Source organism: Cyclobacterium sp. 1_MG-2023 (assembly GCF_030546805.1).
GTDB lineage: Bacteria > Bacteroidota > Bacteroidia > Cytophagales > Cyclobacteriaceae > Cyclobacterium.
The window spans coordinates 525,524-542,632 of record NZ_JAUOPC010000001.1; the positions used below are offsets into that span (position 1 = coordinate 525,524).

The following is a 17,109-nucleotide window of genomic DNA, read 5'->3' on the forward strand; positions in this document are numbered from 1 at the left end:
TTATTTTCTTTAAGGTAAGATTTTAAATCTTTATACAAATTAAAATAATAGGGTGAATGTAAGCTGTGTTGATCTTCTTTGTGCAAAAAATATAGAAAATACTCCCGAATATGGAAAAGCATTATTGAAAGATCAATTGTTGAAAAAATTAGCGATAAGTTGGAATTCCGGAATGGTTACAGTTAGCATTTTACCATCGTTTAATTTTTCCACATAAAAATTACCTTTCATTTTTCCCATTCCTGATTTGATTGTGCATCCGGACAAATAGGTATGTGAATTTCCGGGCTCCAATACAGGCTGCTGACCAACCACACCTTCTCCTTCCACAAGCTTAAGACTTTCCGCCGCATCATGAATTTCCCACCTTCTTCGAAGCAATTGAACGGTAAAAGGATTGCAATTTTGGATGGTCACCTTATAGGTGAATACAAAATGATGCATATTAGGGTTCGAAAACTCTTTCTGGTAGCTTGCTGCCACACTTATTTTTATCCCTTCTGTTATTGCAGTAGCCATTTAGTTTTTTTAATACAAAACTTATCCGAAATTTGAATCCTAAAGTCAAATATACCAATAGAAAACCTATTTATGAACGTCAAAATAGAAAATAGTTGGAAACAATTAATGGGGGATGAGTTTTCAAAGCCTTACTTTGAATCATTGGTGAATTTTGTTAAAACAGAATATGAGACCAAAACGATCTATCCAAAAGGTGATTCCATCTTTAAAGCTTTTGACTTATGTCCCGTAGAAAATGTCAAAGTAGTAATTCTAGGACAAGATCCTTATCACGGTCCCGGACAGGCACATGGTTTGGCCTTTTCTGTTAAAGAAGGCATACCTTTCCCTCCTTCCCTATTGAACATTTTTAAAGAACTCAAAAGCGATCTCAATCTACCTTTCCCTTCCAATGGAAATCTGGAAAGATGGGCCAAACAAGGCGTCTTGTTGCTTAATGCAACCCTTACAGTGGAAGCACACAAGGCGGGGAGCCATCAGAAAAAAGGCTGGGAAACCTTTACTACTGCGGTGATTGAAAAGCTAGCTGCGCATAAATCTAACCTTGTGTTTTTACTCTGGGGGGCTTATGCCCAAAAGAAGGCAGTAGTAATACCGGCAGATAAACACCTCAAATTACAATCTCCGCATCCAAGTCCATTATCTGCTCATAGGGGCTTTTTGGGCTGTAAACATTTTAGCCAAACCAATACTTACTTGGCAGAAAATGGGTTACCCCCTATTCAATGGTAACCAATACTTTTGAAGATTTATGTTTAACTCAGAGTAGGCAAAGGCTTTCTATACTATAATCGTTTCAAAGCAAGAATTTTATATATGTTTTCACTTTCAACATAGAGATACCATCCTACCCACCTAAAAGCCTGATTTTTTAACAATTGCCATACTCCCTGAGAAAGCTCAGGAAACCCTATTGCATAATCCGGGTTTAAAAAATATTAAACACAAATCCCCAGACCATTTACATAGTCTGGGGATTTGTCACTTTTAAGCTAGCAATTCAATTTCAATATGCATTTTTGAATTGCTTAACTGAGAAATCTTTTTAATTGATGGATTTGAAGAATCTGTTCCATCTTATTTTGTTAAACATGGTTTTGTGTTTTTCTAAAGACAACCAGAGGAACCAAGCTTTCCCTACTACGTGATCTTCAGGCACAAATCCCCAAAATCTTGAATCAAGGGAATCGTGTCTGTTATCCCCCATCATGAAATAATAATTTTGATTAAAGGTATAGGTCTGTTGTTCCACCCCATCGATAAACAATTTATTGTCATCTACAGTGACATTTTCATGCCCTTCAAACTTTTCAATGGTAAAAGAGTATTTTCTAACATTCTCTTCATCAAGGGTGATGGTTTGCCCTTTTGCCGGTACTTCTAAAGGACCAAAATTATCCTTATTCCATTTAAAGTAGGCGCCATCAGGGAAAATATTGGCATCCCCTTGCCCCGGTTTACTCACCCTTTTTTGGATGGCAGATATAGCCGGAGATTGTTCAAGCTCCTTGATCATTGCATCGGTAGCAAAGACAAAATAGCCTGAATTATCAGAAAATGGATAATAGCTATCAGGGTTGATGCCATACCTGTCAAAAAACTCCGCATTCAAGGGTCTATTGACAATGACATCGTATGAAAACTGCATTTCTTCCGGGTTTTCACTTGCCTTTCCATTGACATACAATTGCGCTTCCTTTATTTCCAAGACATCTCCCGGAATAGCCACAGCCCGTTTGATATAGTTGGTCTTCAAATCCACGGGGTATTGAAATTCCTCCGGAAAGTTAAACACCACCACATCATTTCTTTTGATGGAAGTAAAGCCGGGTAGCCTATAATAAGGCAATTGAATGGCTTCAGAATAAGATTTCAACTCTGTACCCCAAATTTTTTGGTGGGTTAGCGGAACTTGAAGAATGGTTTTTGGCACCCTGGTACCATAATGCATTTTACTTACAAATAGAAAATCCCCCACCAACAGAGATTTTTCCATAGAGGCTGTGGGGATAGTAAAAGGTTCCAGTAGCAACCATCTGATTAAACTTGCTGCAATAACGGCAAAAAGCAATGCATCAATCCATTCTCTGGAAGCTGATTTTCTGTTTTTTTCTTGACTCATTTTTTATAAATTAAAAATCCAAAAAATCATTCATTGATAAAACACCCTTTTTACCGGGTAGCCATTCTGCTACCAATACAGCCCCTAAAGCGAAGCCTTTTCTATTGTGTGCAGTATGGTTGATGGTTATGTCATCAATGTCAGAAGTGTAGGATACAATATGTGTGCCCGGTGCAGGGTCAATTCTTTTAGAAGTAATGGGCAGTACCCCTTCTTCAGTTTGGCCTTCGCCTTCTTTTAATTCCCACTTGGAATATCTTTTGTTATTATTGATCAATCCCTCAGCCAAAGTTATTGCAGTACCGCTTGGCGCATCTTTCTTTTCTGTATGATGAATTTCTTCAAGGTCTGCTTGATATGCCGTCTGCTCATTCATCAATTTGGCAAGGAAGGCATTGACCTTAAAAAAGATGTTTACGCCAATGCTGAAGTTAGAGGCATAGAAGAGGGCACCATTCTTTTGCGTACATAGCTCAGTCATTGCCTCTTTTTCATCCATCCACCCTGTAGTTCCCACCACCACAGGCACATGGTGTTGCATGCACCAGGTAATGTTTCCAACTGCAGAACTTGGTTGGCTAAATTCAATGGCAACATCTATTTCATCTGTATTCAAATGATCTAGGTCTGCAACATTTTCAATATTAATTTTGGCAACAATACGATGGCCTCTTTCCTCAGCCATTTGGGAGATAATTTTTCCCATTTTTCCGTAGCCTAATATCAGAATATTCATATTAAAATTTTATTTTTAATGAAAGCCCAATGGCATTATTATTTGCCAACATAGGCTCCATACTGGGTTCAAGTTTGAAGGTAAGGTCATCACTAACATCGAATCCCGAGAGATGGGCATCTACAAAAGCATCTACAGCCCCCAAAGCATATATTGCTCCAAAAACCATGTACATGGCATCTCTATTTCTCCTCCAGTAATTGACGTTTCTTATAATTCCATCTTCATTTAAATTGGGAAAAGGGTTGGTTTCTGTACCCTCCCTTACTATTTCCAGTGCAGCAATAAACTCTTTGTACCTCCTATTGTTAAAGTTCAAAAAATAAATCGCCGTAGAAACACCGCTGTAAAGTAAAGGTAATTTCCAGACTTTTTCATTATAAACCTGCCCTGCTCCAGGGAAAATTAAAGATAAATAGATTGCTTTTTTAGGATCTTTAACATTTTTAGGTGCTTCAAAGCCTATAGAGTCAGTCAGGGAGTCATTGTTATCTATTTCTTGAGCATTTACAGAATGAACCAGAAAAAGACACAAAAATCCTAAAACAATATGCCAAAGCTTTGTTTTAGGATTAAATTTATTTGCCATAATGAAAAATCGGCATTTCACTTAGATCAATTCTAGAATTTCCAAGATTCTGTTAAGGTCACTGGTAGAGTGAAAAGGAATCTTTATTTCACCCTTATCTTTTTTATCGGACTTTAAAGAAACCTTGGTACCAAAATGAGAAGCCAATTTCTGTTGAAGCTTATTGATCTCATATTTCTTGACCGGATCTAAAGCTTCTTTCTCCTTATCTGCTTTTTTAGGGGATCCATCATTCAATTCTTTGACCAAGGCTTCCACTTTTCTTACACTCAACTCTTCTTCCACCGTCTTTTTAAAGATGGCAAGTTGTTTGTCTACATCCTCAATATTAATCAATGCCCTGGCATGACCCATACTGATTTTTTGATCCCTGATACCGGCTTGAATATCCGGTGGCAATTTCAATAAACGAAGGTAATTGTTTACGGTAGTCCGGTTCTTTCCTACCCTATCCCCAAGTTGTTCTTGCTTGAGTTCACATTCTGCCAATAGTCTCTGGTATGAATGCGCAATTTCCAAAGCATTAAGGTTTTCCCTTTGAATGTTTTCAATAAGGGCCATTTCCAGCATTTGCTGGTCATTGGCAGTTCGAACGTATGCGGGTATTTGTTTGAGACCGGCAAGTTTAGATGCTTGAAATCTCCTTTCCCCGGAAATTAGTTGATATTCATTATCTGCTAATCTTCTCACCGTAATGGGCTGAATAATCCCCTGTACTTTTATAGACTCAGACAGCTCTTCAAGGGCAGTCTTATCAAAATAAGTTCTCGGTTGGTAAGGGTTTACCTGAACCTCTTCCAAAGGCACTTCAAAAATTCCTGCTACAGGATTTTGTTTTTCACTATTGTCACCACTTTTCTCCTTTCCGGGAGAATCTTTCAGCAAGGCACCCAAGCCTTTACCCAAGGCACCTCTTTTTTTAATATTTGATTTATTAACAGCCATTGTTATTATTTATTCAATTTTCTTTCGCCATACCATTTTTAACGGCAATTTCATTGGCCAAATTTAAGTAAGCAACAGCTCCTTTTCCTGTGGCATCAAAAGCCACCACCGGCATACCAAAGCTAGGTGACTCACTCAATTTTACATTCCTAGGAATGATGGTGTCGAAAGTCATGTCTTTAAAATGCATGCGTACCTCTTCCACAACTTGGTTGGATAGTCTTAGTCTAACGTCATACATTGTTAAAAGTATACCTTCAATCTCAAGTTCTTGATTTAACCTGGTTTGAATAATTTTAATTGTATTCAATAATTTACCCAAACCCTCCAATGCAAAGTATTCACATTGTACAGGAATTACTACAGAATTTGCAGCAGTCAATGCATTGATTGTAATTAGCCCTAGTGAGGGTGAACAATCGATGATAATGAAATCATATCGATCTCTCACTTCCTGAATCACACTTCTCATCTTCTCCTCCCTGTCCTCCAGGTTTACCATCTCAACTTCCGCTCCTACCAGGTCTATATGTGAAGGCACCAAATCCAAATGATCGATTTCAGTAGATATAATGATTTCATTGATATCACTTTCATTGACCATACATTCATAAATGCTTGTTTCTATTTCCTTAGGATCAAAGCCTAGCCCAGACGTGGTATTGGCCTGGGGATCTGCATCGATCACCAAAGTCCTGTATTCTAACACAGCCAAACTGGCTGCAAGATTCATGGCAGTAGTGGTTTTTCCTACGCCTCCTTTTTGGTTGGCTATTGCGATTACTTTTCCCATTGTCTTTTATAGCGAAATACTTTCTCCTATGTTTAGCAAAATCAATTCTTTCCCACTCTTTTCTGCCTCTCTTTTTACTTTAATTCTATCTATTGTAATTGGTTCAAATGTATCATAGTGCATGCCAATAATTTTATCAGTCCCAACAAATTCAGCAGCTTTTAATGCATCGGTTATACCCATGGTAAAGTTATCCCCAATTGGTAAAATTGCAAAATCAATGTCAAAGGATTCTCCAATTAATTTCATGTCATAACTTAAGGCGGTATCTCCTGCGAAATAAAAGGTACCCTGCTCCGATTCAATAACAAAACCACCAGGATTGCCACCATAAGAACCATCTGGAAGAGCGCTGCTATGTATGGCATTCACATATTTGATATTTCCAAAATCAAATGCCTTGGATCCACCATGATTCATTCCCCAAACATTTTTAACTCCTTTGTTCTGATACCATGTTACGATTTCAAAATTTGAAACCAATGTGGCCTCATTGTTTGAAACGATTTTTTCCACATCGAAAACATGATCTTCATGTCCATGACTAACCAAAACATAATCCGTTTTGATCTTATCAATTTCAATGTCGGAAGCAAGGGGATTGGGTGAAATAAAGGGATCAAATATCAGTGATTTCCCTCCTATTTCCACCAAGAAAGTCGAATGACCAAAATACTTCAGTTCAATCATAGATTATTTTGAATTTCGATTTTTCATGCGATTACAAATATATCATTTTAATCCGAACTATGACCAGCAAGCTTAATGGATCCGGAATTTAAAAATAAAGGAAAAGGGAAAGAATCGCTACAAAAACACATTTAATCATTTAATTATTAAAGGATTACATCATCTACTAAAGAATTACATAGACGGTGAAATTGCTAAGGCTTAGAGTGATTCTCTTATAACTCAATTTAAGTGAAAAATCACACAAGAAATCTATTTGAAAACATCTACAAGGGCAAAAGCTTTTTGTCTAAAATTCAAGCTCTAATAATTCAAGCAGTATATTAATCAGATTAATTGTAGACTTCTACCATCAGTAAACCAAAGATAAAAGCACCGTAGATCACTGTCTTAAAATCTAACCATAAGTAAAACAAGAAAGGCATGGAATACACCATGCCTTTCTTGTTTTAGATTTAAGTAAATCCTATTTATTTTTTTCCTTTTCTCTTTTTGGTTTCAGTTTTATTATTTTCTGCGGCTTTCATTGCCTGCTCTATTTTCATCTGAAACTTGGATTTTTTCTTATTTGCATTTTTAAGCTTGCTTTCTTCCACCTTGGCTCTGATTTTATCATCATCCACAAACTGTTTGATCAAATATTGCTGACCAAAAGTAACCATATTGGATACAAAATAATAGAAACTAAGTGCTGCAGGGAAAGAGTTTAAAACAAACATAAATACTACAGGCATTACATAACCAATATTCTTCATTGGCCCTTGAGCAGTAGTCAACTGATTGTTGAAATGCGTATAGGCAATTTGAGAAACAGTCATCAGTAAGGTAAATAAACTTACATGTGAACCATAAAATGGTATGGTAAAGGGTAAGTTGACTATTGAGTCGTAGGTAGAAAGGTCATGCGCCCATAAAAACGACTCCTGTCTTAATTCAATAGAGTTTGGAAAGAAAAAGAACATCGCCAATAAGAAGGGCATTTGAAGCACCATAGGCAAACAACCAGAAATAGGACTAACCCCGAGTTGGCTAAAGAGCTTCATCTGCTCTTGTTGCATTTTGGTTTGATCTTCTCCGTATTTTTCTTTTAACTCATCGATTTCAGGCTTAATCACCCGCATCTTAGCCATTCCAATATATGACTTATAAGTCAACGGCAATAAGAATAACTTAATAATAAATACGATCAATATGATAATTACACCATAGTTGTTGAAGAAATTCTCAAGCCAATGAAACAAGTTTACAATGATGTATTTGTTTACCCAGCTAACAAAAATATAGCCCATGTCTACATTTTTATCAAACTCGGGCGTCACATTTTTGAGTACCTTATAATTATTAGGGCCAAAATAATAACTTACTTCTCCATTGATGGGGAGTTGTAAGGTGGCCGACATGTTTTTTACATAAGATGAATCAATCGGAGTTTCTTGGGCAAGGTTACCGCTGTTAAACTGCTCTTTGGCTATAATACCCGATGTGAAAAATCGCTGTTTAAAAGCCACCCATTTTATCGGTTCGCCTACTTGTTCTGAATCCTCTCCTTCACCAGTAGATAAATAATCATAAGTTTCATCAGCAGTATAGAAATTCATATAGGTTTTCCTTCTGGATTCTCCCATATCTTCTTCCAGCCTTTTGAGTTCGCTCTGCCAGTTGATGGTCAAAACATCATCATTAATCAGGTTATTCAACCCTTCACCTTCGATTTTATGGGAAAGCTGATAACCAGATGATGGCAATTGGTATTTTCTTACTATTTTTCCTGAACCTGCATTGGCGGTAAAAGTTACTGTGTTTACTGGCTCCTCGTCTACAACTTCACTAGCTTCATTTACGTCAAAGAAAAGATCATTTAAGCTTAATTCACCTTTTGAAGCCTTAATTCTATAATCTATCGCACCGGTTTCACTATCAAAAATAATGAGTGGTTTCTGGTCATAGGTTTTGAATCCTTTGACTTCGACTTTTTGAATTTCACCACCCTTATTAGATAATGTGATTTTAACATCATCATTCTCTAATATTGTTTCACTTTCCTGTCCATTGACAAGGCCTGAAAAGTCACCGTATTTCTGCTTGGCTGCAATATTTTGTAGACTATCAATATTTACACTTTCAATGCCCTCTGAGCCTTGCTCATCATTGGCTGCACTAGATTGTACTTGCGTACTTCCATTGCTTGTTTGGGGTTCGATAACTGGTTGTGGATCGCTCGCAAAGAAGAGCGAATAAACCAAAATTACCGCTGCGAAAAGAATTAGTCCTGTCGCTTGATTTTTATCCATAATTCAATCGGTTGTTTGATACAGGTTAAAACCTGTCACTTAATAATTATTTTAAGATTTATTCCTTTTATTTTCACTGACTGCCTTAATAAACCGCACAAACAATGGGTGGGGATTCAAAACAGTACTTTTGTATTCCGGATGAAATTGGGTTCCCACAAACCAAGGATGATCTTTCAATTCAATAATTTCAACCAAGCCTTTGTCAGGGTTTTTTCCGGAAGCTATCATTCCATGTTTCTCAAATTCCTTGAGGTAATTGTTATTGAACTCATACCTGTGTCTATGCCTTTCTGTAATTTTTGGTTTTCCATAAGCTTTATAAGCTAAAGATCCTTTCTTCATCTCACAAGGATATGCCCCCAGTCGCATGGTTCCCCCCATTTGCTTGACACCTTTTTGCTCTTCCATAAGAAAAATAACAGGATCTTTACAATCAGGTTCTAATTCACTAGAAGAAGCATCAGCTTTGCCCAAGACATTTTTTGCAAACTCAATAACAGCAACTTGCATCCCTAGGCAGATTCCAAAGAAAGGGATTAAATTTTCTCTTGCATACTTGGTGGCAATAAGTTTTCCTGCAAGTCCCCTCACTCCAAAACCAGGTGCAACCAAAACACCATCCATCAGCTCTAGCTTTTTACCAATATTTACTTCATTTAACTCCTCCGAAGACACCAAATGTAAGTTTACTTTACATTCTAATGAAGTACCTGCATGAATAAAAGATTCAATTATTGATTTATAGGCATCCGGAAGTGAAACATATTTCCCAATAAGGGCTATATCTACCTCCATGGTAGGGTTTTTGAGTTTACCCAAAAATTCTTTCCATTGTTCCAATTCAGTATTGGTCTTGGACGAAATTTTTAATTTGGTCATCACCCGCTCATCAAGCCGTTCTTTTTTCATCAATAAAGGAACGTCGTAAATAGAGTCAGCATCCATTGCTTCAATTACACAATTCAATTGAACATTGCAGAATTGGGCAATTTTCTTTTTGACATCAACAGGTAAATGGTGTTCTGTTCTACAAACAAGGATATCAGGTTGTACTCCTGCTTCCAATAATTGCTTAACCGAATGCTGGGTTGGCTTTGTCTTCAACTCCTTTGCAGCAGAAAGAAAAGGAATTAGTGTAAGATGGATTACCAAAAAGTTATTGGGGCCTAGGTCCCACCTTGCTTGTCTAACTGCTTCCACAAAAGGGAGGGACTCAATATCGCCTACACAACCACCGATTTCAGTAATGATTACATCATATTTACCATCATTCCCAAGTTTGTAAAAGTTGTTTTTTATCTCATCTGTGATATGAGGGATCACCTGCACGGTTTTACCTAAAAATTCACCGTTCCTCTCTTTGGTGATGACATTGTTATATATCCTCCCCGTGGTTACATTGTTTCCCTGTGAGGTGGTTGAATTTAAGAATCTTTCGTAGTGACCCAAATCCAAATCAGTTTCTGCGCCATCCTCAGTAACATAGCATTCACCATGTTCATAGGGGTTCAAAGTTCCTGGATCAATGTTTAGGTAGGGATCGAATTTTTGGATGGTAACAGAAATTCCTCTTGATTGAAGAAGCTTGGCCAATGAGGCAGCTATAATTCCTTTTCCAAGTGAGGAAGTAACTCCTCCGGTAATAAATATATGTTTTGTAGACGCAGCCATAAGAATGGTTATATGAAATTTTGTTTATATTCTTATGGGATTCAAAATTAGGTAAAATAATTGACTTGAAGGCTTAGAATTGCTTTAAAATTTTGATTTCAAAAGTGATTTAGTTGTCACATAAGATTAACTAGCCCACTAGCAAAGCTTTAGCAATTGAGTCGCAAATCAAACCTTCATTTCCTTGCTTTTTTATTCTACGGGATTTATTAGGGTACCAATTCCACTTATCTGGATTTTAACAACATCTTTAGAGACCAAAGTAAAGTCACTTCCAGGTACAATTCCTGTTCCTGTCATTAAAAATGAACCTGATTGAAAATCGTACTCTGCATATAAATAAGTAACCAGCTCCTTAAGTTCTCTTTTGATTTGATCTATGGTGATGGTATCACTAAAAATTAAATTACTATCTCTGATAACTTCTAATTTAATCTCTGAATCTCTGGGTAAAGGTTGGTCAGTGACCAGTATACATGGGCCTATAGCAGCACTTCCTTTGTATACCTTGGCCTGTGGGAGATACAATGGGTTCTCCCCTTCTATACTCCTAGAGCTCATGTCATTTCCGATGGTATAGCCCAAGATCTTTCCGGAAGAACTTACTAGTAAGGTTAATTCCGGTTCAGGCACATCCCAAGTAGAATCTTTTCTGATGCGTACTTTTTGCAAATGCCCTCTTACATTGGGGCCTGTAGCTTTCATAAACAATTCCGGCCGAGCAGCATTGTAAACTTTTTCGTAAAAGGTCCCTCCTCCACTGTCTTTGGATTCTTCTTGCCTGCCTAATTTACTTTTAAAATAGGTCACTCCACTGGCCCATACTTCCTGGCTACCAACAGGCGCCAATAAACCATCTTTGATCCAATGATGACCATCCGGTGAAATCTCAGATGATTGGATGATGTTTTGGACCTTATTATATAGATTGTCGTCATTGATAAACAGGTCCCAATTTTCATCGGGCAAAGTATAAAAATGATTGCTTTCTTCTATTACAATACCTTTTTTGGTTCTATAAACTTTCATAAGAAACAAACTTAAAATATGTAGTTTAAAAAAGCGAATTAATTTTGATTTATACCATGCCAAATTTAATTTTTATTCATTCCCTATTAATCAGTATAGCAAATACTTTAGGTAAACCGATAACCAAATTTAAACTCAAACAAGCAAAAAAAATGTCCCGTATTAAATCGGGACATTTTTTGATTGAAAACTATACAGAAAATTAAGGATTAACGATAAGTCGTTGTTTATTGATAATTGTTTGCTCGTTGCTAATACTTACAAGGTAAACACCTTGAGAAAGGTTATCTAGAGGGATATTAAACTGATTTTCGGCAGTTTTAATACTGGCTAAATCAAAATGGCTAACCAATTGACCATTCATATTGTGGATAATCACTCTTCCCAATCCAATTTCAGCATTGAGTTCTAAAGTAGCTCTTCCTTTGGCTGGATTTGGGAAAATTCTAACCTCTTCCTGAGCTACAGTTTCAGTATAAACGTCCATTTCTTTATAGCCTCTATCATTCATTTCTTTATAACCTCTTGTGGTAGTTCTAAGGTTTGCAGCCACTTCACCACCTTTAGCAGCGTTTCCTACAATGGCTATACCTGAGATACTTGCATTGTTTACAGTGGCATTCAATTCTAAAGTCAACTGGCCATTGGTAACTTCAATATTATCGAAAGACAACAGGGTTGGAGCATTATTATTTTCAACAAATAAATCAAAATCATTTTTCAATACTTCACCCTGCAAAGAGATATCGTAAACTCTTTTACCGGCTTTGGCAGTACCTCCTCCATATCCAAACCATACCTCATGATGCATGGTAAATACAGTATAGGTTCCATTGGGAACAGGAATAGTGTAAACCAAATTTTTTCCGCTTCTTTCTGTTTGAAATAGGCTTTCAACATCTGCTTTGGTGTTGTTATATCGACCGGTACCATCATTATAAAATTGATCCGTTTTTGATTCTGCCAGATAAGTGATGCCACCCAGGGTTGCATCTGAATCACTTCCGGTATTTAAGAAAAACAGGTGATCAGAACCGGCAGTTTGGGTGGAACTATTAGTCTCTTCAATAATAGAAATGCCGGAAATAGAAGCATTGTTTACGCTTGCTATTAAATCAAGGTTTAAAACACCATCTTTTACTTCAATCCCTTCATAGGTAAGAATAGTTTGGTTGTTGTTATTGTATTTGAAGATGTCAAAGTTATCAGCTACTATTTCGTCTTCTAAGAAGATGTCATACACCCTTCTTCCTTCTCTAGCATTAGCTCCTCCTTTACCAAAGTACAACTCATTGTGATAGGTTTTTATGGTATAAGTTCCGTTCTCTACAGGGATATCAAAATTTATTTGCTTGGCATACCTTTCAGATTGGAAGATTTTTTCACTACTCGCACTTGTGTTGCTTGAAGTTTTGCTATTTGAAGAACTGATGTATTTAACACCGGAGACAAAACTATTTTCTTGGTAAACAACTTCATTTTGTCCATTTGTATTAAGGTGCATAGCAAAACCTCCCAAGTCCTGAGGAGAGGCTGAATCAGGAATAATAGCTATTGCAGAAATCAATGCATTATTGTACGAAGCCTTAAGATCAAGATTTAAATAACCATCAGATATCTCAATAGATTCAAAAGTAAGTTCAGTTTCTTGATTTTTATTTTCCAAATAAAGGTCAAGGTTATCTTTTACAACTTTACCTTCAATGGTAATATCAAATACACGTTGACCGGCTTTTTCAGTCCTTCCATTTTCCCCAAAATACAATTCATTATGATAAGTAACTATAGTATAGGTACCATTTTCTACGGGGATTTTGAATAATAATTCATCATTGAATCTAGCAGATTGAAACAATTCTTTATCACTACCGGCCTTATTTACGGAAACATTTGTTCCTGTACTCAATAAAAAGTCTCGGTTTAAATTAATAAAATCTTGGCCATCGTATTCAATATCACCATCAAAACCTATGTGATAAAACAATCCTTTCAGGGCATCATCAAGATCGTTTTCAACAGGCTTACTTTCTTCAACAACAACCACCTTTTCTTCGGCAATAAATTCTAGTTCTTCAGAGGTGTTAACATTTCCTTTTTTGTCTGTCACAGTAGCCCAAACATAATTTTCTCCTGAAGGAATTTCGTCAATAACAGCTTGGAAAGGTTTTTCAACAGATGTTCCGACCAATTTTAAACCGCAATAGAAATCGACTTTTTCAATATCCTCATCTAGGTTCGTTATTTCACTAACCAAAGTAAGTTTATCTCCTTCAGTTAGTTGGGAAGTACCTTCTTTAATAGACAGGTTTATGCTTGGTTTTAAAATCTCTTTATTTTCCGGAATAATGGCAATTGCAGAAATTAAGGCATTGTTAGCTGAAGCTTTAAGATCAAGATTTAAATATCCATCGTTTACCTTAATCTCATTAAAAGTGAGGGTAGTTTCTTTATTCTTATTTTCTAAATAAAGGTCTAAGTTGTCTTTTACCAATTCGCCTTCCATCAATATGTCGAATACCCTTTGTCCTGCTTTTTGAGACCTTCCGTTTTCACCGAAATATAATTCATTATAATACGTCACTACAGTGTAACTTCCATTTGCTACAGGGATCTCAAAGGAGAGTTCATTGTCAAACCTTGCAGATTGAAATAAGGTCTCCTCACTCCCATTCTCATTATTGGAAACATTGGAACCTGAAGTAAGAAAATAATCCGTGCTTAGCTTTTCAAAAACCTCTCCTTTATAAGTGATTGGACCATCATTGCCAAAGTGATAATAGGAAGCCTCAGCTTCTTCTGTGTTTTTTTCAATCTCCTCAACTTTTTCGAGTACAGCATCTTTGGAAACACGGATTAGCACTACAGAACCATAAGCAGGAATAGTTACTTTACCTGAGAATTTTTCAAGTTTGGCATTTACGTACTCGCCTGATAAAGCAATAGTCTTACTGTTATGAGAAGGGTTAATTTCAAAAATGATTTCCTCATCAGGGTCGATAAAAGATGCTTCAACTTCCACAAATTCCAGATCATCCATCCAGTAAGTGAAATTATCTTCAGAAGTAGAAATCAAAAGAGATACCTCCTCAGCATCCATAAATGGAGACACCAATACTTCATAGGTATCCAATTCTTTCTTAATCTGGAAAGTGGTCATTCCTGATAATTTCTCCCAAGGGGTACCGGTATACCTTAAATAAGTTTGGATGTTTGCTTCCTTATTGGCTAAAGCTTTAAACTTTAACAGGTAAGTTTTTTCCTTTTTTAATTTCCCTAGGTTTAACTTTAAAGAACCATTACCTGAATTGGTAACTTTAATGCTTCCGCCATTCATTTCACTATTAGCATCCCATTTCTGAGAACAATTGCTGCAAGAAATACCATTCGTATTCTTTTCAAATGAAGAGTTAGAATAAAGACTAGATCCAATTTTTTTATCAATGGTATAAGTGGCCAGATCTATTGAATTACTTACAGAATTATTGTCTTTCCCAAATTTCTCATTCCATTGTTTTAAGTTGTCGATGGCCGCTATGGATTTTCCATTTTTAGTATATTCATTATATATACTGAACTCATCACCCAAAGGTCTGAAAAAATAGTTTTTGTCAAATTCAGCCATAATTTCAAGATCATCTTTGTGCGTGTTGATATTATAGGAATTTTGATCTGCAGTTTTGGCAAAAAGTTGGTTATTGTTTATTGTAACTCCTCTGGTATCATCTCCAATTACATTATTGCCTAAAGTAATGGATGTATGTGAGTTAAAAAAAGTATTGTTTTCAACAAGTATATTATTAACATTTGACATTTTCAAACCATTGTTCTCGGTATTGCCAACTGTATTCCCTATAATCTCTATATTATTGGAATGGTCATCTAAAAATATACCTTCTGCCAATGGCCTATAGTTTACACCTTTATCAGGGATCCCCCCCCTACTACCAATACTGTTCACTACAATATTACCTTCAATTTTTCTTCCTTTATACCCTTGGTATTTAACACCTCCAAAAGTATATATTCCACCTCCATCACCTTTAATTTGGCAAAAAGTATCTACATAATTATTTTTTACAATTGAGTAGTTTCCGCTAAATTGGATTCCATTAAACCCAGAATTGATTACCTTATTGTTTTGAACCAATACTTTCTCCCCATAAGCGAAAATCCCTATTCCTGCAGCATCCTGATTTTGTGTCCTTCCAGCAATTAATGCAGTCTTCCTTATTTCATTGTCTTTGATGATTGCATTGTCATTTCCATACCTAAGATACATCCCATTATTATAAGTGTTATTGAATTTATTCCTTTCAACTTGTAATTCGACCACACTTAAAGCAAGAATACCATTTTCACCAACAAAATTGATTTCAGAATCAAGGATTTTAATATTTTTTCCTCCTTCTAATCTAATAGCATCACCATTTACACCTTTAAAATTTAAATTCTCAACAATAATATTCGTATCCCTATAGTCTTTTATCAATAAGTTATCCAGTGTACTCACTTCTACCTCCATTGAGGAAGGGTTTTGATTTCCAAAGTAGATGTTAATTTTCCTAGTGGATGGATTAAAATACCATTCTCCAAAAGTATCAAGGGTTTTGATATGATTTTGGATAAAAAAACCAAAGTCTACCTCAACAGGATATGCACTATTGCTAGCGTTAAACTTAACCTGCCCCCCACTGTGTGAGGTAATTTCATGTGTATCAATAACCCATTGGTTTTTCTTAATGACAACCTCACCACCATTCCAACTCGGTGAACCGCTTAACTCACTGCTGGAAAGCAAGTAATTTCCTTTAACACTTTCAATTTTTAAATAACCTTCATTAGCTACATCACTATTTGGATACCTTCCCAACTCATAAATTTCCCCATTAATTAAAACCACCTCAACAGAATTGGTAGCTATAGTCTTGGTGCTCTCATAAATCCCATTTCCTATGGACTTCCAACCACTTACAGTTTTCAATGAAGTAATGACTGGTTTGGAACCAGAGCCGTAAGCTCCAATTTTTATGGGAGAAGTTGTAGACCCGGAAGATTTAATATGTAGCATACCATAATAAACTTCTCCTCTATTAAATAGAACAGCATCACCAGGATTTAAATAATTGAATATAGAATTAATTTTATCAATTGATCTCCATGGAGTGTTTGGGTTCTGTGCTTCTTTAGAAGTTCGATTATCATCTCCCTTTTCCTGAGAAATATAATAATTTGCAGCATATCCCTGACTTAATGACATTGCTAACGAAATCAAAATAATAAGAGTAAAAAATGAAGCTTTCATGGTAATTTATTTTAAAGTTTATATTACTTCGTTATTTAGGATCCGCCTTGAAGTTCAAGGCTATGTTTATTTTATCCTACTTTTTTTGATTTATGAATTCTCAAAATGGTATTTCGATTAAAAGAATCTTGTTTTTTGATTTTCATATATATCAAAATGAAATTCTAAATATGAATCTCTTTTAAATAATTAACGATATATTATACTTAAAAACAAATACTTAGATGATCACAATCATTGTGAAAAACGGCTTCTAATTGAACATTTTCAACAGGTAATTGAGATATTGCTTTTGGAAGTCTTAATTTTGCAGGTAATTGTAAAAAGAGGTGATGAAAAAAAAATAAAAAAAAATTATAATAAATATATTACACGATATCAACCCTTAATAATACGATCTATTATAATGAATATAA

Annotated in this window: 12 protein-coding genes; 1 reads left to right on the forward strand and 11 read right to left on the reverse strand. The window is 35.8% G+C overall.

The features are described 5' to 3' along the window. Nucleotides 1-132: 132 nt before the first annotated feature. Nucleotides 133-519, reverse strand: a complete 387-nt coding sequence (gene apaG, locus Q4534_RS01990; protein WP_303611490.1) for a Co2+/Mg2+ efflux protein ApaG — start codon at nt 517-519, stop codon at nt 133-135. 72 nt (nt 520-591) lie between these two features. Between apaG and ung the strand changes: the two genes are divergently transcribed. Then, entirely contained in the window at nt 592-1,254 is a 663-nt protein-coding gene (gene ung / locus Q4534_RS01995) for a uracil-DNA glycosylase (RefSeq protein ID WP_303611491.1), read from the forward strand. A 313-nt stretch (nt 1,255-1,567) separates the two neighbouring features. On the opposite strand, the gene lepB is transcribed toward ung, so the two are convergent. The 10 genes from lepB to Q4534_RS02045 all read right to left on the reverse strand — a co-directional run bounded on the left by lepB (nt 1,568) and on the right by Q4534_RS02045 (nt 16,693). After that, the gene (lepB, locus tag Q4534_RS02000) at nt 1,568-2,644 is read right to left on the reverse strand and encodes a signal peptidase I (protein WP_303611492.1); all 1,077 of its coding nucleotides are present in this window, start codon (nt 2,642-2,644) and stop codon (nt 1,568-1,570) included. Between the two features lie 10 nt (nt 2,645-2,654). Beyond that, entirely contained in the window at nt 2,655-3,380 is a 726-nt protein-coding gene (gene dapB / locus Q4534_RS02005; protein WP_303611493.1) for a 4-hydroxy-tetrahydrodipicolinate reductase, read from the reverse strand. 1 nt (nt 3,381) lies between these two features. Further along, a complete protein-coding gene (locus tag Q4534_RS02010) occupies nt 3,382-3,969 on the reverse strand; it encodes a DUF5683 domain-containing protein (protein ID WP_303611494.1) in 588 nt (195 codons plus the stop codon). 21 nt (nt 3,970-3,990) lie between these two features. Next, nucleotides 3,991-4,914, reverse strand: a complete 924-nt coding sequence (locus Q4534_RS02015; RefSeq protein ID WP_303611495.1) for a ParB/RepB/Spo0J family partition protein — start codon at nt 4,912-4,914, stop codon at nt 3,991-3,993. A gap of 13 nt (nt 4,915-4,927) precedes the next feature. Beyond that, nucleotides 4,928-5,707: a ParA family protein gene (locus Q4534_RS02020; protein ID WP_303611496.1), complete on the reverse strand. Its 780-nt coding sequence runs from the start codon at nt 5,705-5,707 to the stop codon at nt 4,928-4,930. 6 nt (nt 5,708-5,713) lie between these two features. Then, complete coding sequence (locus tag Q4534_RS02025; protein WP_303611497.1) at nt 5,714-6,397, reverse strand: metal-dependent hydrolase; 684 nt, start codon at nt 6,395-6,397, stop codon at nt 5,714-5,716. A 470-nt stretch (nt 6,398-6,867) separates the two neighbouring features. After that, entirely contained in the window at nt 6,868-8,688 is a 1,821-nt protein-coding gene (gene yidC, locus Q4534_RS02030) for a membrane protein insertase YidC (RefSeq protein ID WP_303611498.1), read from the reverse strand. A 51-nt stretch (nt 8,689-8,739) separates the two neighbouring features. Beyond that, the gene (locus Q4534_RS02035; protein WP_303611499.1) at nt 8,740-10,362 is read right to left on the reverse strand and encodes a CTP synthase; all 1,623 of its coding nucleotides are present in this window, start codon (nt 10,360-10,362) and stop codon (nt 8,740-8,742) included. A gap of 192 nt (nt 10,363-10,554) precedes the next feature. Beyond that, the gene (locus Q4534_RS02040) at nt 10,555-11,391 is read right to left on the reverse strand and encodes a fumarylacetoacetate hydrolase family protein (protein ID WP_303611500.1); all 837 of its coding nucleotides are present in this window, start codon (nt 11,389-11,391) and stop codon (nt 10,555-10,557) included. 202 nt (nt 11,392-11,593) lie between these two features. Next, nucleotides 11,594-16,693, reverse strand: coding sequence for a malectin domain-containing carbohydrate-binding protein (locus tag Q4534_RS02045; RefSeq protein ID WP_303611501.1), 5,100 nt, complete (start codon nt 16,691-16,693; stop codon nt 11,594-11,596). Nucleotides 16,694-17,109: the final 416 nt, after the last annotated feature.